This window comes from Massilia sp. Masssp94 (assembly GCF_059491305.1).
Map to the genome: position 1 here is coordinate 3,446,848 of NZ_CP168501.1, position 21,036 is coordinate 3,467,883.

Below are 21,036 nucleotides of genomic sequence, written 5' to 3' on the forward strand. Positions count from 1 at the left end.
TCCATCCCTCGACATTCCCCTCATATGCACGCATGCACGCCTGCACGCGGCCGTCCCGCCGTGCGCGCCCTGCCGCAAGCCCTTATGGCACACTGGCGTTGTTGCTTCAACCAGTGTCAATCATGCAAGAAAACAGACAACAGTCTGACGAAAACCATGCCGGCGCCCTGATGTTCCTGAGCGGCGGCGGCGAAGTGGGCGCGATGATGCGTGCGCACGACTGGTCCACGTCGCCGCTGGGCCATCCGCGCACGTGGCCGCAGGCGCTGCGCACGGTCGTCGGGCTGATGCTCAACTCGAAATTCCCCATGTTCGTCGCCTGGGGGAAGGAACTCGCATTCCTGTACAACGATCCGTATCGCGAGGTCCTCGGCGACAAGCATCCGGCCGCGCTGGGCGGGCGCTTCCACGATATCTGGGCCGAGATCTGGCACGACATCAACCCGCTGATCGAACGCGCACTGCGCGGCGAGGCGACGTATGCCGACCGCCTGTATCTCGTGATGAACCGCCACGGCTACGACGAGCCGACCTGGTTCACGTTCTCGTATTCGCCCGTGCGCGACGAGGACGGGGCCATCGCCGGCATGTATTGCGCGTGCGTCGAGGTCACCGAGCAGGTGCTGGCCGAGAAATACCGCAACGAGGAAAACGAGCGGCTGCGCGGCCTGTTCTCGCAGGCGCCCGGGATCATGGCCGTGCTGCGCGGCCCCGAGCATGTGTTCGAGCTGACGAACCAGTCGTACATGCAGCTGGTCGGCCACCGCCCGATCGTCGGCAAGCGCGCGCGCGAGGCGCTGCCGGAAATCGTTGGCCAGGGCTTCCTCGAACTGCTCGACCGCGTGTACGCGACGGGCGAGCCGTTCGTCGGCCATGCGCTGCCCGTGCGCCTGCAGCGCGAGCCGGAAGGGCCGCTGGAAGAGCGCTACATCGACTTCGTCTACCAGCCGATCCGCGACGAGAACGGGGCCGTCAGCGGCATCTTCGTGGAAGGCAGCGACGTCACCGACCGCAAGCTCGTCGAGGACGAGCTGCGCGCCGCCAACCGCCAGAAGGACCAGTTCCTCGCGATGCTGGCGCACGAGCTGCGCAATCCGCTCGCGCCCATCATGACGGCGGCCCAGCTGCTGAAGCTCGGCCGGCTGGACGCCAGGAGCGTGGCCAACGCCAGCGAGATCATCGTGCGCCAGGCCGAGCACATGACGGACCTCGTCAACGACCTGCTGGACGTCTCGCGCGTCACGCGCGGCCTCGTCACGCTGGAGATGGAAGCGCTGGACCTGAACGTGATCGTGTCCGCCGCCGTCGAGCAGGTGCGGCCGCTGATCGACGCGCGCCGCCATGCGCTGACCCTGCAGCTGTCGGGCCAGCCGGCGCACGTGACGGGCGACCGCACGCGCCTCGTGCAGGTCATCTCGAACATCCTCAACAACGCCGCCAAGTACACGGCGCCGGGCGGCCGCATCGTGCTGGCCGTGACCGTGGGCGACGGGCAGGTGACCGTGGCCGTGCGCGACAACGGCGTCGGCATCGCGCCGGAAGTCCTGCCGTACATCTTCGACCTGTTCACGCAGGCCGAGCGCACGCCCGACCGGTCGCAGGGCGGGCTCGGGATCGGCCTGGCGCTGGTGAAAAGCCTCGTCGCGCTGCACGGCGGCACCGTGCATGCCCGCAGCGAGGGCCTGGGACAGGGCAGCGAGTTCTCGATTTGCCTGCCGTGCGCGGCGCGCGCGCCGGCGGCGGCGGCCAACGATGGCGGCGGGGCCGCGGCGGGCGCGGCGCCGGACAATGGCAACCTGCGCGTGCTGGTCGTCGACGACAATGCCGACGCGGCCCAGATGCTGGCCGCGCTGCTCGAAGTGCAGGGCCACGCGGTCAGCGTCGAATACGATGCGCGCGGCGCGCTGGCGCGGGCGAGAAGCGAGCATCCGGACGTCCTGCTGCTCGACATCGGCCTGCCCGACATGGACGGCTACGAACTGGCGCGGCGCCTGCGCGCGCAGCCCGAGAGCGCGGGCGCCACGCTCGTCGCCCTGACCGGCTACGGCCAGAACCAGGACCGCGAGGAGGCCCAGCAGGCCGGCTTCGACCATTACCTCGTCAAGCCGGCCGACCTGAACGAGGTCAACGAGGTGCTGGCCCGGGCGGAAGCGCGGCGCTGAACGTTCTTGCGTGCGCGTATTGCCGCGCGGAACAAGGAGCGCTATCCTAGGTGCATGCCCCCCTGCGTAGGTTGCGCGCCGGGGCGGCGTATTTTCGTACCATAGTCAACGCGGGCGAAAACGGGGACGAGCATATGTACGACACCATCGAAAAACCGCAGGAGATCAGCCTCCTCGAACGGCACGGCGGACAGGCCGCCACGCAGGGCGTGGGACCGGACAAGGGTGCCGCGTCGACGGCCAGGCCGCCGCATGCGGGGCCGGGGGCCGTGGCCGTCGACGCCCGGCGGCGCCGCGGCGCAGCCGGGCGTGCGGCGCGTGCTCGTCGTCGACGACAACGCCGACGCCGCCCAGACGGTGGCGATGCTGCTGGAGGTGCTGGGCCACGAGGCGTCCATCGAATACGACCCGCTGCAGGCGCTCGCCTGCGCGCGCGAACGGTCCTTCGACGCGTTCGTCCTCGACATCGGCCTGCCGGGCATGGACGGCCACGAACTGGCGCGCCAGATCCGCGCGCTGCCGCGTGCGGCCGGGGCGCTGTTCATCGCGCTCACGGGCTATGGCCAGCAGCAGGACCGCGACGCGTCGAAGGCCGCGGGTTTCCATTACCATTTCGTGAAGCCGGCCGACGTGGATGCGCTGGCGCAGGCGCTGGCGAAGGGCACGCCGGCCTGACGCGCGGCCGTGTCATCATCCCGTCACTTTCTTTTCTTACACTGCGAGTTGCTGAACAGTAACTGAGCGTGCATCCCCGCACGCCCTTCTGACGGAACCCGCATGTCCAAGTCCAGTGCGCACACCGCCCCGCGCACCCACCGATTCCTCGCGCTGCTGTGGCCCGCGCTGGCCCTGCTCGCCTGTGCCGCCCTCTGGACCGCCACCATCCTGCACGCCGGCGCGGAACGCCGGCGCGCCGAGGAGCAGGCGTTCAAGGAGGCCGACGCGTATGCCGAAGCCTACGAGCAGTACGTCACCCGCTCGGTCGCCCAGGTCGACCAGATCACCATGCAGCTCAAGCACAGCTGGGAGCACGCGCGCGACCGCAGCCTGATCGAGAACATGCGCCGCGACGGCATGTTCACCGACGCCGCCTTCGTCAACGTGAGCGTGATCGGGCCGGACGGCGCGGTCCGCTCCTCGAGCCGCATCCACGCGCGCGGGCTGAATCTGTCCCGGGCCGACTTCTTCATCCAGCACCGCAACGCCATCTCGACCGCGCTGCGCATCGGCACGCCGCCGCCGGAACTGGACGAAGCGCGTGGCACCATCCTCTTCACGCGCCGGCTCGACACGCCTGACGACGGCTTCGACGGCGTGCTGCTGATGGCCGTCGACGCCGCGTATTTCACGTCGTTCGTCAGCTCGCCCACGCTGGGGCCCGGCAGCCTGCTGGCGCTCGTCGGCACCGACAACGCCTTGCGCGTCGAGCAGGACGCCAGCGGCATCGTGCGGACCATGGGCGCCGCCTCGCTGCTGCCCGCGAACGCCGACCGCTGGCCGGTGGCGCGCGGCGTGCAGCTGGTCGGCGGGCAGGGCGGCTTTGCCGACGGCGAGCCGCGCGTGCTGGGCTGGCGCCGCTCCGGCGCGTATCCGCTCGTGGCCCTCGTCGCGCTGTCGCATACGGCCGTGCTGGAAGCGGCCGACGCCTACTGGACGGACAGCCGCAACCACACGCTGGTGGCCACCGCCGTGCTGACCCTGCTGGCGCTGGGTGCGAGCATGCTGTCGCTGCGCGCGGCGGCGCGGGCGCGCGAGCGGGCCGAGATCCAGCGCGCCTACCGCACGGCCACCGACAGCGGCAACGACGGTTTCTACATGATCGCGCCGGTGCGCGACCGCAAGGGGCAGACGGTCGACTTCCGCATCGTCGACTGCAACGAGCGCGGCGCCTTCTTCTACGGCACGACGCACGCGCAACTCGTCGGCAGCCTGATTTCGCAGCTCCACCACGGCAAGTCCTTCGACGACCTGACCGCCAATTACCGTACGGCGCTGGCCGTCGGCTTCCACCAGGAAGACCGGCGCATGCCCGACAACAACCGGCTGAACATCCGCTGGGGCCATCGCCGCATCGTGCGCGTGGGCGACAACCTCGCCGTCACCCTGCAGGACATCAGCGAGCGCAAGGAACACGAATCCCAGCTCGCGCGCCTGGCCAACGAGGATAGCCTCACCGGCCTGCCGAACCGCCACTGGTTCCTGAACTTCGTGCCCGTGGCGCTGGCGCGCGCGGACGACGGCGACCACGGCGCGGCGCTGCTGTTCATCGACCTCGACGAATTCAAGCAGGTCAACGATACGCACGGCCACGCCGTCGGCGACCGCCTGCTCCAGCTGGCGGCCGAGCGCCTGCTGTCGCAACTGCGTCCGGGCGACAGCGTGGCGCGTTTCGGCGGCGACGAATTCGTCGTCTTGCTGAGCCCCTTCGACAGCGACCAGCAGGTGGCCATCGTCGCCACGCGCATCGTCGAAGCCTTCAGTAAACCGTTCCCGATCGCCGACGACCAGCACATGATCGGCGCCTCGGTCGGCATCGCCGTGTACCCGCGCGACGGCCTCGATGCGGCCACCTTGATCCGCCACGGCGACATCGCCATGTACGCGGGCAAGGCCGAGGGCAAGGGCCAGTACCGCTTCTTCGACCCCGCGCAGTCGAACATCCTCAAGACGCGCACCCAGCTGCGCCAGCGCCTGCTGGAAGCGATCGACAAGCGCCAGTTCGTGCTGCACTACCAGCCCCGCGTGGACACGTGCACGGGCGAGCTCCTGAGCATGGAAGCGCTGCTGCGCTGGGAGCATCCGCAGCTGGGCATGATCCGCCCGGACGAATTCATCCCGCTGGCCGAATCCAGCGGCCTGATCGTGCCGATCGGCGCCATCGTGATCGACCAGGCCTGCGCCCAGCTGGCGGCCTGGCGCGCGCACGGCGCCGTGCCGGTGCCGGTGTCGATCAACGTCTCGCCGAAGCAGTTCCTGCGCGGCAGCGTGCAGCGCGAGCTCGAAGACGCGCTGGCCCGCCACGCCGTGCCGGCCGGCCTGCTCGAAGTGGAGATCACGGAGTCCGCGATGATGGGCGACCAGGCCGAGATCCTCGCCGAGCTGGCCGCGATCCGCGCGCTGGGCGTCAAGCTGCACGTCGACGATTTCGGCACCGGCTACTCGTCGCTGTCGCAGCTGCAGCGCATGAAGATGGACGTCCTGAAGGTCGACCGCTCGTTCACGGCCGAACTGGGACGCTCGCGCGAAGGCACCGTGTTCTTCCAGGCCATCGTGTCGATGGCGCACGCGCTCGGGATGGAAGTCGTGGCGGAAGGCGTCGAGAACGAGGAGCAGCTGCAGATCCTGCGTGCGCTGAAGTGCAACGAGGTGCAGGGGTATTTTGTTGCGAGGCCGCTGCCGGCGGCGGCGATCGCGCCGTTGCTGGCGCAGCGTTACCTGTTCAAGGAAGCGCTGGCCGCCTAGTCGTCGTCCCCGCGAAAGCGGGGATCCATGCTGAGCTTCCGAATCCTGCGCCTCAGCATGGATTCCCGCGTGCGCGGGAATGACGGTTCAGGCGCCCAACAGACTCCCCGTCCGCCAAGCCTCCGCCCCCGCGATCTTGCAGACGTGCATCCCGCGCAGCAGATGCCGATGCGCCGTACTGGCGAACAGCACGCCCGACTGCGTGGGCCGCAGGGTCGTCGTCCTGCCGCTGACCGGATCGACGATGTCGGCGACGGCGTCGCCCGCCTGCACCTGGTCGCCCAGTTTTTTCAGGAACACGAGCACCCCCGCATGTGGCGCGTGCAGCGGTTCCACGCCTTCCAGTGGCGTCGGTTCGCACAGCGGCGCCGGCAGCGGCGCGACGGGCAGGTCGACGACGCCTTCGCGCGCCAGGTATTGCAGCAGCGCGTGCGCGTCCCGTTCGGCCAGGTCGTAGCGCACGTCGTTCTCGCCGCGCAGCTCGACCGTCACGCCCACGCAGCCGGACGGGATCGGGAAGCGGCCGCCGAAGTGTTCCGCCAGTTCCCACCACACGCGGCTGCACGCTTCGTCGAACGGCTCGCCGCCGGATTCCGTCGCCAGCAGCACGGCGTGCGCGCCCATCAGCGCGGCCAGCGGTTTTACCCGCCCGGCGAGCGGCGTGCCCGTGTACATGTGCAGCACGGCCTCGTTGTCGCAGTGGAGGTCGAGCATGATGTCGGCGTCGATCGCCATGCCCAGCAGCGTCTTCTTGAGCTCTTCCGTCGCGCTCGATGGCAGCCATGCGGCCACCTCGCGGCGCGCGTGCTCGCGCACGAGGGCCGCGTTGGCGGCGGGATCCGCGCCGAGCTTGTCCTGCAGCGACGCCTTCAACGCCGCGGCCACGTGCCGGTACGAGCGGTTGAAATTGGTGCCGGTAGCGAGGTCGAAACGCCCGAACGGCGCGCCGTGGATCACCTGCGACAGCCCGATCGGATTCGCGGCCGGCACCAGGATGATCTCGCCGGTGACCTTGTTCTCCGCATCCAGCCGGCCGAGCTCACGGCGCAGCACGTGCGCGACGAGCATCGCGGGGACCTCGTCCGCGTGCAGCGAGGCCTGGATGTAGACCTTCCTGCCGCTGCCTGGCGTACCGTAGTGGAAGGAGGTCAGGCGGTAGGCGGCGACGTTGTCTTCGGTGGCGATCGGGTGGGTCTGCTGGCGCATCGGTGGCTCCTGGTTGCAACAGATGCATTATGTCCGAGATCGCGGCCGGAAAGCGCCGGGTTATAATGGCGCCCGTTTTTTCCTCATTCTTTCATTCCCCATGTCCGCCGATACGCCTACCAACGAGCAGGGCCGCCCGATGCTCTACGACCCGACCGACCGCCGCATCCGCAGTTTCGTCACCCGCGCCGGCCGCCTGTCGACCGGCCAGGCGCGCGCGCTGGAAGCGTATGGTCCGCATTACCTGATCGAGTACCGCAAGGCCCAATTCGATTTCCACGCCCCGTTCGGCCGCACCGCGCCGCTGATCCTGGAGATCGGCTTCGGCATGGGCGACACGACGGCGCACATCGCGAAGGCGATGCCGGACAAGGATTTCGTCGGTGTCGAAGTGCACACGCCGGGCGTGGGCAGCCTGCTGAAACTGGCCGGCGAACAGGACATCCAGAACCTGCGCCTCATCCAGCACGATGCCGTCGAGGTACTGAACAACATGATCGCCGACGGTTCGCTGGCGGGCGTGCACATCTTCTTCCCCGACCCGTGGCACAAGGCGCGCCACAACAAGCGCCGCCTGATCCAGCCGCCGTTCGTGCAACTGCTGTGCCAGAAGCTGGCGCAGGGCGGTTACATCCATTGCGCGACGGACTGGGAAGATTACGCGGTGCAGATGCTGGAAGTGCTGGGCAACGAGCCGGCGTTGCAGAACACGGCCGAGGGCTATGCGGAAAAGCCGTCGTACCGGCCGCTGACCAAGTTCGAGAACCGCGGCCTCAAACTCGGCCACGGCGTGTGGGACCTCGTCTTCACGAGGAGATAACGACGCGTGGGGTGATTGATGCCGGGGGCATCAATCACGGTGCCCACGAAAAAAACACCTCAAACCATCTCGCTGATGATCCCGACGATCTCGTCGCCGTAGGACGTCAGCTTCTTCTCGCCGACGCCCGAGACGCCGCGCAACTGGTCGAGCGACACCGGCTTGACCTTGGCGATCTCGCGCAGCGTGGCGTCCTGGAACACGACGTACGCGGGCACGCCGTGCGCGCGCGCCGTCTCGACGCGCCACCAGCGCAGCTTGTCGAAGATCGCCTGCTCGGACTTCGACAGCTCGACTTCCTCGTAACTGCCGCGCGGCGTCGACGTGCGCTTGGGTTTCACGGGCTTCTGGTACTGGCGCAGCTGCACTTTCTGCTCGCCTTTCAGCACCGGCCGCGCCGCTTCCGTCAGCTTGAGTGAACTGAACGCGTCGTGGTCGACGGTGACGAGGCCCAGGGCGATCGTCTGGCGCACGATGGCGCGCCATTCCTGCTCGCCGCGCTCGGCGCCCACGCCGAACACGGTCAGCTTGTCGTGGTGCCACTGGACGATGCGTTCGGACGACACGCCGCGCAGCACGTCGATCACGTGGCCGGCCGCGAAGCGCTGGTCGACGCGGTAGATGGCCGACAGCAGCTTTTGCACGGGCACCGTCGCGTCGAACGACGTCGGCGGAATGAGGCAGGTGTCGCAGTTGCCGCACGGGCCGGAGCGCTCGCCGAAGTATTCGAGCAGGCGCATGCGCCGGCAGCTGAGCGTCTCGCACAGGCCCAGCATCGCGTCGAGCTTCGACGACAGCACGCGCTTGAAATTCTCGTCGGCCTCGGACTCGTCGATCATCCGGCGCTGCAGCACGACGTCCTGCAACCCATAGGCCATCCAGGCATTGGACGGCAGGCCGTCGCGGCCCGCGCGGCCCGTTTCCTGGTAATAGCCCTCGAGCGATTTCGGCAGGTCGAGGTGGCAGACGAAGCGCACGTCCGGCTTGTCGATGCCCATGCCGAACGCGATGGTGGCCACCATCACGATGTTGTCTTCACGCAGGAAGCGCGCCTGGTTGTCGGCCCGCAGCGAATACTCCATGCCCGCGTGATAGGGCAGGGCGCGGATGCCGTTCTCGTTGAGGAATTCCGCCGTCTCCTCGACCTTTTTTCTCGACAGGCAGTAGACGATGCCCGAGTCGCCCGGGTGTTCCGCCGTGATGAAGTCGAGCAGCTGCTTGCGGCCGTTCGTCTTTTCGACGATGGAATAGCGGATGTTCGGGCGGTCGAACGACGACACGAACTGCCGCGCCTCTTCCAGCTGCAGGCGCTGGGCGATTTCCGCGCGCGTGAGCTGGTCGGCGGTTGCCGTCAGCGCGATGCGCGGCACGTGCGGGAAGCGCTCGTGCAGGATTGACAGGCGGATGTATTCGGGCCGGAAGTCGTGGCCCCATTGCGACACGCAGTGCGCCTCGTCGATGGCGAACAGCGAGATGTGCGCGGACTCGAACAGTTCCAGGCAGCGCGGCGTCATCAGGCGCTCGGGCGCCACGTAGACGAGGTCCAGCTCCCCGGTGCGCACCATGCGTTCGATGCGCAGGGTCTCTTCGAACGTCTGCGTCGAGTTCAGGAACGCGGCGCGCACGCCCACTTCGGCCAGCGCGTCGACCTGGTCCTGCATCAGCGCGATCAGCGGGGAGACGACGACGCCGACGCCGTCGCGCAGCAGCGCGGGAATCTGGTAGCACAGCGACTTGCCGCCGCCGGTGGGCATCAGCACGAGCGCATCGCCGCCGGACGCCACGTGCTCGACGATGTCGGCCTGCTGACCGCGGAAGGCGGGGTAGCCGAAGACCGTCTGCAGGATCTGCAGCGCGCGTTGCTCGATGTCGCTCGTCATGATGGTACTTGCTGCTCTCGAATTATTCGGCCCAGACCACCCAGCCGAAATGGGCGGTGATCAACACGACCACACCGAACACGATACGGTACCAGGCGAAGCCCGTGAAGTCGTGCGTGCTGATGAAGCGCAACAGCCAACGTACGCACAGGAAGGCGGAAATGAACGCCGCCACGCCGCCGATCAGGAACAGCGGCAGGTCGGACGCGTGCAGGTCGTGGCGCGCCTTGAAGACGGAATACACGGTCGCGGCCAGCAGCGTGGGAATCGCGAGGAAGAACGAGAACTCCGTCGCGGCCGTGCGCGACAGGCCGAACAGCATGCCGCCGATGATCGTCGCACCCGACCGGCTCGTGCCCGGGATCAGCGCGAAGCACTGGGCGCAGCCGACCTTGAACGCGTCGAGGATGCTCATGTCGTCCACGGTCTGGATGCGGTGCGCGCCCGGCAGCACCTTGTGGCGGCGCTCCGCCCACAGGATCACGAACGCGCCGACGATGAACGCCAGGGCCACGGGCACCGGCGCGAACAGGTGTGCCTTGATCGCCTTGCTGAACAGGAAACCCAGCACGGCCGCCGGCAGGAACGCGACGATCAGGTTGATGACGAGCTTTTGCTGGCGCGGATCGGACGTGATGCCACCCAGCACGGCACCGATGCGCGCACGGTATTCCCACATCACGGCCAGGATCGCGCCGGCCTGGATGGCGATTTCGAACACTTGGGCCACTTCGCCAGTGAAATTGATCAGACTACCGGCCAGGATCAGGTGTCCGGTGGACGAGATCGGCAGGAATTCGGTGAAGCCCTCGACGAGGCCCATGATGATCGCTTTCAGGGCGAGAATGATATCCATTGGTGTGTGCGGTTCGGTAGGGTTGGGGACGCGTGCGCGGCAGATATTGCGCGGGCCGCAAGCTTACCATGAGGAAGGGGACTGCCGTCGAGTTACCGTGTCGCCATGTCAGGCTGTCAAGCGCTCCAGTTCGGCCAGGAAGAACATCGCGTGCTCGCGCGTGTCGCCGCACATCTCGCGCGACGGCGGCAGGCTGCCGCACACGCGCGGGCGGCCCGGCTGCCCGAAAATCTTGCAGCCGTCGTGCTCGTCCAGCTGCACGCAACGCACGCCCGCAGGTTTGCCGTTTGGCATGCCTGGAATCGGAGACGTGATCGACGGCGCGATGCAGCAGGCGCCGCAGCCGGGGCGGCAGGAAACAGGAGAAGGCGGGATATGCATGTAAAGACCGGGGACAGGCAAGCAGACAGTATACTACGGTGAAGGCGGCCGTTCTTGACTGTCCCTATCCCCAGGTCTATATTTGCTGACTCAATAGTTAGTTGTCGGACAGAAGCATGCCATGCCCTTTTGACACCAAGCCGCGCTGGGAGCGCCGTAAGGACGCGCGGCCCCAGGAGTTGCTGGAGGCGGCCATCGACCTGTTCGTCGAGCGTGGCTACGCCGCCACACGCCTGGAAGACGTCGCGCGCCGCGCCGGCGTGTCCAAGGGCACCTTGTACCTGTATTACGAGAACAAGGAAGAGCTGTTCAAGGCCGTCGTGCGCAGCAATATCGTGCCCGTGATCGGTGAGGCGGAGGCGTCCGTCGCCGAGTTCGACGGCCACAGTGCCGACCTGCTGCGCCAGCTGATCCACTCCTGGTGGCAGCGGCTGGGCGCGACCAAGGCCTCCGGCATCATCAAGCTCGTCATGGCCGAAGCGGACAATTTCCCGGAACTGGCCCGCTTTTACCAGGAAGAAGTGATCACCCGCGGCACCAATGCCATGGCGTCGATGCTCGAACGGGGCATCGCGCGCGGCGAATTCCGCAAGATCGACGTCAACACGATGACCCAGGTGCTCGTCGCCCCGATGCTCACCCTGATCATCTGGAAGCATTCGGTCGGCCCGTGCCCGCGTGCGGAGCTGGAGCCGCTGGCCTTCCTCGACACCTTCCTCGACATGGCGCTGCATGGCCTCCTGCCGGCCGCGCCTCCCGTTTGACCCCGTTTTCCTACGTCAAGACGCTGTTTTCCGGGGTTCATGCCCCGGAAACTGCAGACTGTCGCAATTTCCGCTGGCACTCAGCCCCATGTCGTTAAGATATGTTTGCTGAAGCCGTTCAACGATAAAATATCGGATTATTTATTTTCCCACCGAGTCTAAAGATGAATATCGAACAAGCCCGCTTCAACATGATCGAACAGCAGATCCGTCCGTGGAACGTGCTGGACCAGGATGTGCTCGACCTGCTGCACGTCGTCAAGCGCGAACAGTTCGTGCCGGCAGCGTACCAGAACCTGGCGTTCGCCGACGTCGAGATCCCGCTGCCGGGCGGTGACGCCATGCTGGCGCCGAAGTTCGAGGCGCGCATCCTGCAGGAAACAGGTGTGAAGAAGCACGAGACCGTGCTGGAAATCGGTACGGGTTCGGGCTACATGGCCGCCCTGCTGGCGCACCGCGCCGCCAAGGTGACCACCGTGGAAATCAATCCGGAAACGGCGGAACAGGCCAAGAAGAACCTGGCCAATGCCGGCGTCCACAACGTGACCGTCGAAGTCGGCAACGGCGCCCAGGGCTGGGAAAAAGGTGCGCCGTACGACGTGATCGTGATCTCGGGCGCGCTGGAAGTGCTGCCGGAAGCGATCCTGAAGCAGGTGAAGGTGGGTGGCCGCATCGCCGCCATCGTCGGCCAGGCACCGGTGATGGAAGCCTCGATCATCACCCGTACCGGCGACAACGCCTACAGCACGGTCAAGGTGTTCGAGACCAACGTGCGCTACCTGACGGGCGCCCCGGTGCCGTCGCACTTCCAGTTCTGAGAGGCGAACGACGCATGCAGCACATTACCGCCCCCGAGTTGGCCGCCTGGCTGGCCGACTCGTCGCGTCCGCAGCCGCTGCTGCTCGACGTTCGGGAAAACTGGGAATTCGAGACCTGCCATCTCGAAGGCTCGACCCAGATCCCGATGAACCTGATTCCGATCCGCGTGAGCGAGCTGGACGACGGCCAGGACATCGTCTGCGTGTGCCACCACGGCGCACGCAGCATGCAGGTGGCCGCCTTCCTGGAGCGCAACGGATTCAGCAACATTACCAACCTTACAGGCGGGATACACGCCTGGGCCGTGCAGGTCGACCCTTCGATGCCGAAGTATTGACTCTGCGTCCTTAACTATTGATGACTCCGACGGAGAAAGTAATGCAGAAGCCCCTCATCGCCGTACTGTTGGCCAGCGCGTTTTCGCTCAATGCCCAGGCGGCCGATCTGATCCAGGTGTACCAGCAGGCATTGGCGAACGACGCCACATATGCCAGCGCCCGCGCGTCCGCCGCGGCGGGTCGCGAACGTATCACCCAGGGGCGAGCCGGCCTGCTGCCGACCGTCGGCATCAATGGCGACATCACCAAGAACAACAGCAGCACCGACCCGTGGAACAACGTACCGAGCCCCGGCAGCAACCTGCGCACCAACGAGATCCAGGTGACCCTGCAGCAGCCGCTGTTCCACTGGGACCGCTGGCAAACCTACCAGCAGAGCAAGCTGTCGCAAGCCATTTCCGAAGCACAGTTCGCCCAGGCCCAGCAGGACCTGATCACGCGCGTCGCGCAAGCCTATTTCGACGTGCTGGCCGCCCAGGACACGCTGGAATCCACGCGCGCACAAAAAGTCGCCGTGACCGAGCAGCTGGCTTCCGCCAAGCGCAACTTCGAAGTCGGCACGCAGACCATCACCGACACCCATGAAGCGCAGGCCGCATACGACCTCGTGGTGTCTCAGGAAATTGCTGCCGTCAACGATCTGGAAACCAAGAAGACGGCGCTGCAAGCCATCATCGGCACGCCGCCGTCCACGCTGGCGACCTTGCGCACGGGCGTGTCCCTGACGGCGCCGCAGCCGATCAACGTCGACCAGTGGGTGTCCGCCGCCGAGAACCAGAACTACGCCGTGACCGTGGCCCAGCTGCAATTGGAATCGGCCAAGCGCGACATCTCGAAGAACCGCGCCGGCCACTATCCGACCGTGGACCTCGTCGCATCGTCGCTGCACCGCGACGTCAATGGCCAGACGATCCAGTCGGGCAAGACCACGAGCAACTCCATCGGCATCCAGTACAGCATCCCGATCTTCAACGGTTTTGCAGTGACGAGCAAGGTGCGCGAATCGATCGCGCTGGAAGACAAGGCCCGCAACGACCTGGAAGCGAACCGCCGCAACGCCGCGCTGGTGGCGCGCCAATCGTTCCTCGGCGTGAACAGCGGCCTCGCGCAAGTGAAGGCGCTGGAAGCGGCCGAAGTGTCGAGCAATTCCGCGCTGGAATCGAACAAGCTCGGTTACCAGGTCGGCGTGCGTATCAACATCGACGTGCTGAACGCGCAGCGCCAGCTGTACCAGACCCGCACCGACCTCGCGCGGGCGCGCTACAACACGATCCTGGCCGGCCTGAAGCTGAAGGCCGCGGCGGGTTCGCTGCGCGAGGAAGACCTGCAGCCGATCAACGCGTTGCTGCAGCAGCCTTGAACACCGGGGTCAGAGCCCGATTTTTGGCAATTTCCTGAAAACGGGCTCTGACCCCGGTTTGAAAAGACGGCGCTCGATGCGCCGTTTTTTATTGCCCTCGAAAATCTCGCTTGAGACGCCCCAAGCAAGCTCCTCATTCATCGAACTCGCGCGACACGCACTCCTACACTCAAGCGTGAACCATTCGAAAGCGAGGTCGCCATGTTCACGTTCTCCCGCGCATCCGCATCCGCCGCTGCGCTCGCATTCACACTGACGCTGACCGCCTGCGGCGGTGGCCACCATCACGGCAATCCGGGCGGGCCCGGGCCCGGTCCCGGTGACACGGGACCTACCTACGACGTCATCCCGATCGGCCTGCCGGGCATCGCGTATGGCGAGGTCACGCGCCGCGGCATCGCGAACGGCGGCATCGTCGCCGGCACGTCGCGCGGCGCGGACGGCGTCGCGCACGCATTCCTCTACGACGGCAGCAAGACGATCGGGCTGGGCACGCTCGGCGGCGATTTCTCCCAGGCCATGGCAGTGAACGCCTGCGGTCATGTGACGGGCTGGTCCACGACAAAGGCCGGCCTCGTGCATGCCTTCCTGTACGACGGCACCATGCACGACCTGGGCACGCTCGGCGGCAGCGAATCCGAAGGCACCGTGATCACCCATTGCGGCCAGATCACGGGCTGGGCGGCGACGGCCGCCGGGCAGACCCACGCGTTCCTGTACGACGGCAAGAAGCTGAACGACCTCGGTTCGCTCGGCGGGAATTCGTTCGGAAACGGGCTGAACAACCTGGGCGTGGTGGTGGGCTATTCGTACGGCCCGGGCAATGCCTGGTTCCACGCCTTCCTGTACGACAGCCGCACGGGCGGACCGTTGGTCGATCTCGGCTCGCCGGTCGGCAATTCCGTGGCCGTCGACATCAACGATGCCGGCCAGGTCACGGGCTGGTTCCGCAACGGCGAGGGGCCGATCGGGGCGTTCCTGTACGAGCTGGGCAAGATCCGCGACATCGGCACGCTCGGCGGCGCCGGCGCGGAAGCCGTTGCGATCAATGGTGCGGGCCTCGTCATCGGCATTTCCGCAACTGCCGACGGCAGCAACCGCGGCTTCGTCCACGACGGCACGACCATGACGAGCATCGGCGCTCTCCCGGGCGGCAATTTCTCGACCGCGGAGGCGATCAATGCGAGCGGCCTCGTTGTCGGTGCGTCCGCGACGGCGACCGAGGCGCATGCCGTGTCCTGGACCCGCAGGGACGGCCTCGTCGACCTGAACGACCGCCTCCATGCGCCGCCGGCCGGCCTCGTGCTCGTGCACGCGCTGGCGGTGGCCGACGACGGCTACATCGTCGTGCGCACCAACCAGGGCCTGGCATTGCTCAAGCCCAGGAAGTGAGGCGGTCTACGCGGCTTGCTGCTCGTTGCGCGACCGCCAGGCGATCAGCTCGGCGATGGTGAGGATCGGAAAGCCGCGTTCGCGCGCGAAGCGTTCGATGGCGTCGCCGCGCATCATCGTGCCGTCCTCGTTCATCAGCTCGCACAACACGGCCGCCGGCTGCAGGCCGGCCAGCACGGCCAGGTCGACGGAACCTTCCGTGTGGCCCTTGCGGCCCAGCACGCCGGCCGGGTTGGCACGGAGTGGGAACACGTGGCCCGGACGCACGAGGTCGGACGGCTTCGCATCCGGCGCGATGGCCGCGCGGATCGTCGTCACGCGGTCGGCTGCGGACACGCCCGTGGTCACGCCGTCGCGCGCTTCGATCGAGACGGTGAACGGCGTGCCGTAGCGGCTGCCGTTGTCCGCCGCCATCGGCGGCAGGTCGAGCGCGCGAATCTTGTCGGCCGACAGGCACAGGCACACGATGCCGCTGCATTCGCGGATCATCAGCGCCATGGAAGCGACGGTCAGTTTTTCGGCCGCGACGATCAGGTCCGCTTCGTTCTCGCGGTCGAAATCGTCGAGCAGGATCACGGGAATGCCCGCACGGGTGGCATCGAGGGCGGCGGCGATGCGGCCGTCGAGATCCTCGCTATATAGAGTAAAAGTTTGGGTGGTCATTGAGACGCTCCTCGCAAAAAATTGGCACACAAAGGCGCAAAGCGAAAAACGCATCAGGGCAAAGCGAAACGACGCGCACGCCCATGCCTGGCGGCACAGCGTACGCATGATGACGCACATCTTCTTTCATCCGGACTATACCGTCGGCCCTGGCATCTCACCAGGTCTGCTGACCCTGCAACCGCAGGCGCTCGCGGGCTCGGCCATCGTGATGGCCATACCGCCGGTGGGGAATTTCACCCCGCCCCGAAGACGTATTAAATTGTCGCCCGTCGCGAAACGGGCGCGGTGATTGTAGCAGGGTGGGTAATTAGCTGCCGAGGCCGCCGCCGCCGGCGTTGTCGGCGCGCTCGATCAGTTCGACCTTGTAGCCGTCCGGATCGGTGATGAAGGCGATCACCGTCGTGCCGCCCTTGACCGGGCCCGGCTCGCGCGTGATGTTGCCGCCGGCCGCGCGGACCTGGTCGCAGGTTTTATAGATGTCGTCGGCCGAGATCGCGATGTGGCCGTAGGCCGAGCCCATGTCGTACTTGTCGACGCCCCAGTTATAGGTCAGCTCGAGTTCCGCATGGTCCGGATTGTTGCCGTAGCCGACGAAGGCCAGCGTGTATTTGTATTCCGGATTCTCGCTCGTGCGCAGCAGTTTCATGCCGAGCACCTTGGTGTAGAAATCGATGGAGCGCTGCAGGTCGCCGACGCGAAGCATGGTGTGCAGGAGGCGCATGGTTGTCCTTGTTGCTTTGTTGATTGGGAGGGAAAGCAGGAATTCTATGCGCTTGAAAGGATTTGTGCAGGCGTGCCGCGCGATGCGGCACGCCCTGTGTTTACGCTTGCAGTTTCGCGTCCAGCGTGATGTTCGCATTGAACAGCTTCGACACCGGACACCCTTCCTTGGCCTTGCGCGCCGCTTCCTGGAACGCTTCCTCGCTCGCGCCGGGAATCGTGGCGACGAGCTCCAGGTGCACGGCCGGGATCGCGAAGCCGCCGTCGGCCTTGTCCAGCGACACGGTGGCCGTCGTCTCCAGCTTCTGCGCCGTCATGCCGGCCTCGCCCAGCTGGGCCGACAACGCCATCGTGAAGCAGCCGGCGTGCGCGGCCGCCAGCAATTCTTCCGGATTCGTGCCCGCGCCATTTTCGAAGCGGGTGTTGAAGCCGTATTGTGCCTGGTCGAGGACGCCGCTCTGCGTGGACACGGTGCCCTTGCCATCTTTCAGTCCGCCGCTCCAGACGGCGCTTCCCTTCCGTTTGATCATTGTTTTGCTCCCTGGTTAGTGGCGGCCGGAGTGATCCGCCAGACAATGTTGCCGACGTCATCCGCCAGCAGGATGGCCCCGGTCCGGTCGACCGCGACCCCGACCGGGCGCCCGTACGCGTGCTCGTCCTTGCCGAGGAAGCCCGTCAGGACGTCCTGCGGCGGACCGCTCGGCTTGCCGTCGGTGAACGGCACGAACACGAGCTTGTAGCCGGAGTGCGGCTTGCGGTTCCACGAGCCGTGCTGGCCGATCAGCGCGCCGTTCCTGAATTGCGGCAAGAGATCTCCGTCGTAGAACGCCAGGCCCAGCGACGCGGTGTGCGCGCCCAGCGCATAGTCGGGCGGGATCGCTTTCGCGACGAGGCCGGGATTCTGCGGCTTGACGCGCGTGTCGACGTGCTGGCCGTAATAGCTGTACGGCCAGCCGTAGAACGCGCCGTCCTTCACGGCCGTCATGTAGTCCGGCACGAGGTCGTTGCCCAGTTCGTCCCGCTCGTTGACGACGGTCCACAAGGCCTTCGTCTGCGGCTGGAAGTCCATCCCGTTCGGATTGCGCAGGCCGCTCGCGTAGATGCGCGACTTGCCGCTGGCGAGGTCGTATTCCCAGATGGCGGCGCGGCCCTTTTCGATCTCCATGCCGTTCTCGGCCACGTTGCTGTTCGAGCCGACCGTGATGTACAGCTTCTTGCCGTCGGGCGAGGCGACGACGTTCTTCGTCCAGTGGTGGTTGATCCCCGCGGGCAGGTCGAGCACCTTGGTGCCCTTGGCCGTGATGCTCGTCTCGCCGGATTTATACGGAAACTTCCACAGCGCGTCGGCATTCGCGACGTACAGCTCGTTGCCGACGAGGGTCATGCCGAACGGCGACGTGAGGCCCTGCATGAACGTGGTCTTCGTATCGGCCGTGCCGTCTGGCTTGAAGCCGCGCAACAGGATGATCTTGTCGGGCGACTCGACGCCGGCGCCCGCCTTCTTCTGCGCCAGTCCCTGCACCTTGGCGCGTATGCCTTTTTCCTTGGGCGCATTGCCGGGCTTGTTGCTCTCGGCGACGAGCACGTCGCCGTTCGGCAGCACGTACAGCCAGCGCGGATGGTCGAGGCCAGTCGCATACGCGGTGACGGCCAGGCCCGCGGCCGGCGTCGGGCGCGTGCCTTGCGGCCATGCGTCCGCCTCGGCGATGTTGATGGTCGGGATCAGCGATCTTTCGGGTGCCGGCAGGGCCGGATTCGGTCCCCAGCCGACGGGATACTGCTGGGCGTGCGCCATGCCGGCGCCCAGCAGAGGAAGGATCAGGAGCGCAAGCCTGGCACGTGGTGTCATCGGTTTTGCCCTCCGTCCGGAATGGTCGAATCGTGGTCGCGCATGTCGCGGTGGCGGTCGGGCTGCGGGTTGGCCTGGCCCGTGGCGCCCGGTGCCGGGTTCACGGCTTCGCTGGCGCCCGGAGTCGCGCGCGCATCGGTGTCGACGAGGCCTTGCTCGAGATCTTCCGCCGCCTGCTTCATGATGCCGCGCGGCCTGACGCCTTGCCCGTCCGGCGATTCGTCGCGCTCGTGCGGTTCGCGCTTGTAGCTCTGCTCCTCGATCTTCCGGTCGGTGTTCACGACGCGGTCTTTTTCTTCCTGCACCATAGCAACCTCCTTCGATTCAATTGATTAAATCCTAATCCTTCGAATCGAAGGCGGTCGCGCAATTGGAAGATGCTTTTTTGCAATGAACTGTTTAACATGCTGGTTCATATGACAAACCATTCTCACGACACCGCCAGCGATTGCCCGAACTGCGGGGCCATCGTTTCCGGTAATTTTTGCCACGAATGTGGCCAGGAAACGGTCCTGCATCCGCCCAGCACGCGCGAGTTCCTGCACGAGTTCATCGGCCATTACGTCGCGCTGGAAGGCAAGCTTTGGAAGTCGCTGCTGCTGCTTTTGTTCCGTCCGGGGCAGCTGACTTTGGAATACATCAATGGCCGCCGCGTGCGCTACATCCAGCCGCTGCGCCTGTACCTGACGTTCAGCCTGATTTTCTTCGCGATCGCGAAATACGGCGGCCACGACCAGGTCCCGGCACCGGCCGGGCAGGGACATGCGCCGGTTGCCGCACACGGCCAGGCGGACAGGCAGGGCGGCCTGGTGCGCGAAGACGCGCCGGGTGAAATCGCCGAGGGGACGGTGGACCTGCGCAAGAGCATCGGCAGCGTCAACGAGCACTGGGGCGAGCAGGCGGACCGGTTCGCGAGGATGTCGCCGGCGGAGCGGGACAAGGTGATGCGGACGGCCTTCGGTAGCTACGTGCCGTATGCCGTGTTCCTGATGATGCCGCTGTTCGCGCTGTACCTCAAGATCCTGTATCTCGGATCGGGACGGCGCTACGGCGAACACCTGCTGTTCGCGCTGCACGTGAATGCGTTCGCATTCCTGGCGCTGACCCTGCTGATGGTGGTGCCGGATATCGTCGGCATCGTCTCCTTCGTGCTGTGGGCGTGGCTCCTGCTCTACACCCCTGTCGCGATGCGGCGCGTGTACGGCGGCTCGCGCCTGGTGACCGGCGTGCGCTGGCTCGTGCTGATGGCGCTGCACGTGACCGGGGTCGGGGTGGCGATCGGCGCCGCGTTCGCATTCGGCATCCTGCATTGAAGCGGGCTCGACTGTCCGCTTGCCGGAAGTCCATCCGCCCAACTATACTGTGCGTTTGTACAGTATTTGCTGAGTTGCGATAGTGCAGAAGCCGGGCGAATCGGTTAATCTTCTGTCTCCCTAACACCTGCTGCCGAGAGTCGTATGTCCGTGACGCCTGAATCGCAACAAACCATCGCGCTCGTCGTACGGCACAACACGGCCGGGATCGACGAGCCCGTGCAGGCCATCGTCGACTTCCTGCAGGGGGCCGGCTATCGCGTCGTGTTCGAGCAGGAAACGGCGGGGCACGTGAAGGTCGCCGGCGTGGCCGCCATGACCATCGACGAGATCGGCGCGCACTGCGGCACCGCCATCGTCGTCGGCGGCGACGGCACGATGCTCGGCATCGCCCGCCAGCTCGCGCGCTACCGCGTGCCGCTCATCGGCATCAACCAGGGCCGCCTGGGCTTCATGACCGACATCCCCATCGACCGCATGCTGCCCGCGTTGGGCGAGATCCTCAGCGGCAAGGCCAAGGCCGAGGAACGCTCGCTGCTGGAGGCGCGCGTCGTGCGCGACGGCGTCGAGATTCACTGCTCCGTCGCCGTCAACGACGTCGTCGTCGCGCGCGGCTCGGGCGCCGGCATGGCCGAGCTGAAGGTCACGGTGGACGGCACGTTCATGTACAACCAGCGCTCGGACGGCCTGATCGTCTCGACGCCCACCGGGTCGACGGCGTACGCGCTGTCGGCCGGCGGCCCGCTGCTGCATCCCACGCTGGCCGGCATCGTGCTGGTGCCGATCGCGCCGCACGCGCTGTCCAACCGCCCGATCGTCGTGCCGAACACGAGCGACATCGTCGTCGAGATCATCAACGGCCGCGACATCAGCGTGAACTTCGACATGCAGACCTTCACCAGCCTGCAGCACGGCGACCAGATCATGATCTCGCGCTCGCCCAACACCATCACCTTCCTGCATCCGGAAGGGTGGAGCTATTACCACACCCTGCGCGAGAAGCTGCACTGGAACGAATATCCGTCCGGTGACGGCAAGCTCAAATAAA

Annotated in this window: 20 protein-coding genes and 1 riboswitch; of the genes, 11 read left to right on the plus strand and 9 right to left on the minus strand. The window is 66.3% G+C overall.

Annotated features, from left to right (window positions below; genetic code table 11):
- The first annotated feature begins 122 nt into the window (after window positions 1-122).
- The 3 genes from ACEN9G_RS15300 (at window position 123) to ACEN9G_RS15310 (ending at window position 5,624) form a co-directional block, all read left to right on the plus strand.
- Complete coding sequence (locus ACEN9G_RS15300; protein WP_483126743.1) at window positions 123-2,162, plus strand: hybrid sensor histidine kinase/response regulator; 2,040 nt, start codon at window positions 123-125, stop codon at window positions 2,160-2,162.
- A gap of 252 nt (window positions 2,163-2,414) precedes the next feature.
- A complete protein-coding gene (locus ACEN9G_RS15305; RefSeq protein WP_495605547.1) occupies window positions 2,415-2,837 on the plus strand; it encodes a response regulator in 423 nt (140 codons plus the stop codon).
- Window positions 2,838-2,939: 102 nt separating this feature from the next.
- Entirely contained in the window at window positions 2,940-5,624 is a 2,685-nt protein-coding gene (locus ACEN9G_RS15310; protein WP_483126744.1) for a bifunctional diguanylate cyclase/phosphodiesterase, read from the plus strand.
- An 87-nt stretch (window positions 5,625-5,711) separates the two neighbouring features.
- Here ACEN9G_RS15310 and ACEN9G_RS15315 read toward each other — a convergent pair whose 3' ends face one another.
- Window positions 5,712-6,830 (minus strand): succinylglutamate desuccinylase/aspartoacylase family protein, encoded by a 1,119-nt coding sequence (locus ACEN9G_RS15315; RefSeq protein WP_413336968.1) that lies wholly within the window; start codon window positions 6,828-6,830, stop codon window positions 5,712-5,714.
- Window positions 6,831-6,969: 139 nt separating this feature from the next.
- Here ACEN9G_RS15315 and trmB point away from each other — a divergent pair, with 139 nt between their 5' ends.
- Window positions 6,970-7,650 carry a tRNA (guanosine(46)-N7)-methyltransferase TrmB gene (gene trmB, locus ACEN9G_RS15320; RefSeq protein ID WP_413336970.1) on the plus strand — a complete coding sequence of 227 codons (681 nt, stop codon included), beginning with the start codon at window positions 6,970-6,972 and terminating at the stop codon, window positions 7,648-7,650.
- Between the two features lie 59 nt (window positions 7,651-7,709).
- Here trmB and recQ read toward each other — a convergent pair whose 3' ends face one another.
- From recQ to ACEN9G_RS15335, 3 genes are all read right to left on the minus strand, one after another.
- Complete coding sequence (recQ, locus tag ACEN9G_RS15325) at window positions 7,710-9,530, minus strand: DNA helicase RecQ (protein WP_413336967.1); 1,821 nt, start codon at window positions 9,528-9,530, stop codon at window positions 7,710-7,712.
- A 22-nt stretch (window positions 9,531-9,552) separates the two neighbouring features.
- Window positions 9,553-10,386 (minus strand): undecaprenyl-diphosphate phosphatase, encoded by an 834-nt coding sequence (locus ACEN9G_RS15330; RefSeq protein ID WP_413336966.1) that lies wholly within the window; start codon window positions 10,384-10,386, stop codon window positions 9,553-9,555.
- Window positions 10,387-10,494: 108 nt separating this feature from the next.
- On the minus strand, window positions 10,495-10,767 hold the full coding sequence (locus ACEN9G_RS15335; protein ID WP_413336965.1) for a YkgJ family cysteine cluster protein: 273 nt from the start codon (window positions 10,765-10,767) through the stop codon (window positions 10,495-10,497).
- Window positions 10,768-10,883: 116 nt separating this feature from the next.
- On the opposite strand from ACEN9G_RS15335, the gene ACEN9G_RS15340 reads away from it, so the two are divergent.
- The 5 genes from ACEN9G_RS15340 (at window position 10,884) to ACEN9G_RS15360 (ending at window position 15,440) form a co-directional block, all read left to right on the plus strand.
- The gene (locus ACEN9G_RS15340; RefSeq protein ID WP_160410642.1) at window positions 10,884-11,531 is read left to right on the plus strand and encodes a TetR/AcrR family transcriptional regulator; all 648 of its coding nucleotides are present in this window, start codon (window positions 10,884-10,886) and stop codon (window positions 11,529-11,531) included.
- Between the two features lie 164 nt (window positions 11,532-11,695).
- On the plus strand, window positions 11,696-12,349 hold the full coding sequence (locus ACEN9G_RS15345) for a protein-L-isoaspartate O-methyltransferase family protein (RefSeq protein ID WP_413336964.1): 654 nt from the start codon (window positions 11,696-11,698) through the stop codon (window positions 12,347-12,349).
- A gap of 14 nt (window positions 12,350-12,363) precedes the next feature.
- The gene (locus ACEN9G_RS15350) at window positions 12,364-12,687 is read left to right on the plus strand and encodes a rhodanese-like domain-containing protein (RefSeq protein ID WP_413336963.1); all 324 of its coding nucleotides are present in this window, start codon (window positions 12,364-12,366) and stop codon (window positions 12,685-12,687) included.
- Between the two features lie 41 nt (window positions 12,688-12,728).
- A complete protein-coding gene (locus ACEN9G_RS15355) occupies window positions 12,729-14,048 on the plus strand; it encodes a TolC family outer membrane protein (protein WP_413336962.1) in 1,320 nt (439 codons plus the stop codon).
- Window positions 14,049-14,249: 201 nt separating this feature from the next.
- On the plus strand, window positions 14,250-15,440 hold the full coding sequence (locus tag ACEN9G_RS15360) for a hypothetical protein (protein ID WP_413336961.1): 1,191 nt from the start codon (window positions 14,250-14,252) through the stop codon (window positions 15,438-15,440).
- 6 nt (window positions 15,441-15,446) lie between these two features.
- Here the strand turns inward: ACEN9G_RS15360 and ribB are convergent, their stop codons facing one another.
- The 5 genes from ribB to ACEN9G_RS15385 form a co-directional block, all read right to left on the minus strand.
- A complete protein-coding gene (gene ribB, locus ACEN9G_RS15365) occupies window positions 15,447-16,103 on the minus strand; it encodes a 3,4-dihydroxy-2-butanone-4-phosphate synthase (protein WP_413336960.1) in 657 nt (218 codons plus the stop codon).
- A gap of 114 nt (window positions 16,104-16,217) precedes the next feature.
- Window positions 16,218-16,361: riboswitch (FMN riboswitch) on the minus strand.
- Window positions 16,362-16,413: 52 nt separating this feature from the next.
- Window positions 16,414-16,827 (minus strand): lactoylglutathione lyase, encoded by a 414-nt coding sequence (gloA, locus tag ACEN9G_RS15370; RefSeq protein ID WP_056124069.1) that lies wholly within the window; start codon window positions 16,825-16,827, stop codon window positions 16,414-16,416.
- A gap of 100 nt (window positions 16,828-16,927) precedes the next feature.
- Window positions 16,928-17,356 carry an OsmC family protein gene (locus ACEN9G_RS15375; protein ID WP_371767293.1) on the minus strand — a complete coding sequence of 143 codons (429 nt, stop codon included), beginning with the start codon at window positions 17,354-17,356 and terminating at the stop codon, window positions 16,928-16,930.
- Window positions 17,353-18,675: a PQQ-dependent sugar dehydrogenase gene (locus ACEN9G_RS15380; RefSeq protein ID WP_413336959.1), complete on the minus strand. Its 1,323-nt coding sequence runs from the start codon at window positions 18,673-18,675 to the stop codon at window positions 17,353-17,355. The genes ACEN9G_RS15375 and ACEN9G_RS15380 overlap by 4 nt, the downstream gene beginning before the upstream one ends.
- Window positions 18,672-18,983 carry a hypothetical protein gene (locus ACEN9G_RS15385; RefSeq protein WP_413336958.1) on the minus strand — a complete coding sequence of 104 codons (312 nt, stop codon included), beginning with the start codon at window positions 18,981-18,983 and terminating at the stop codon, window positions 18,672-18,674. The genes ACEN9G_RS15380 and ACEN9G_RS15385 overlap by 4 nt, the downstream gene beginning before the upstream one ends.
- A 108-nt stretch (window positions 18,984-19,091) precedes the next feature.
- On the opposite strand from ACEN9G_RS15385, the gene ACEN9G_RS15390 reads away from it, so the two are divergent.
- Window positions 19,092-19,988: a DUF3667 domain-containing protein gene (locus ACEN9G_RS15390; protein ID WP_413336957.1), complete on the plus strand. Its 897-nt coding sequence runs from the start codon at window positions 19,092-19,094 to the stop codon at window positions 19,986-19,988.
- 144 nt (window positions 19,989-20,132) lie between these two features.
- Window positions 20,133-21,035 (plus strand): NAD kinase, encoded by a 903-nt coding sequence (locus tag ACEN9G_RS15395; RefSeq protein ID WP_413336956.1) that lies wholly within the window; start codon window positions 20,133-20,135, stop codon window positions 21,033-21,035.
- Window position 21,036: the final 1 nt, after the last annotated feature.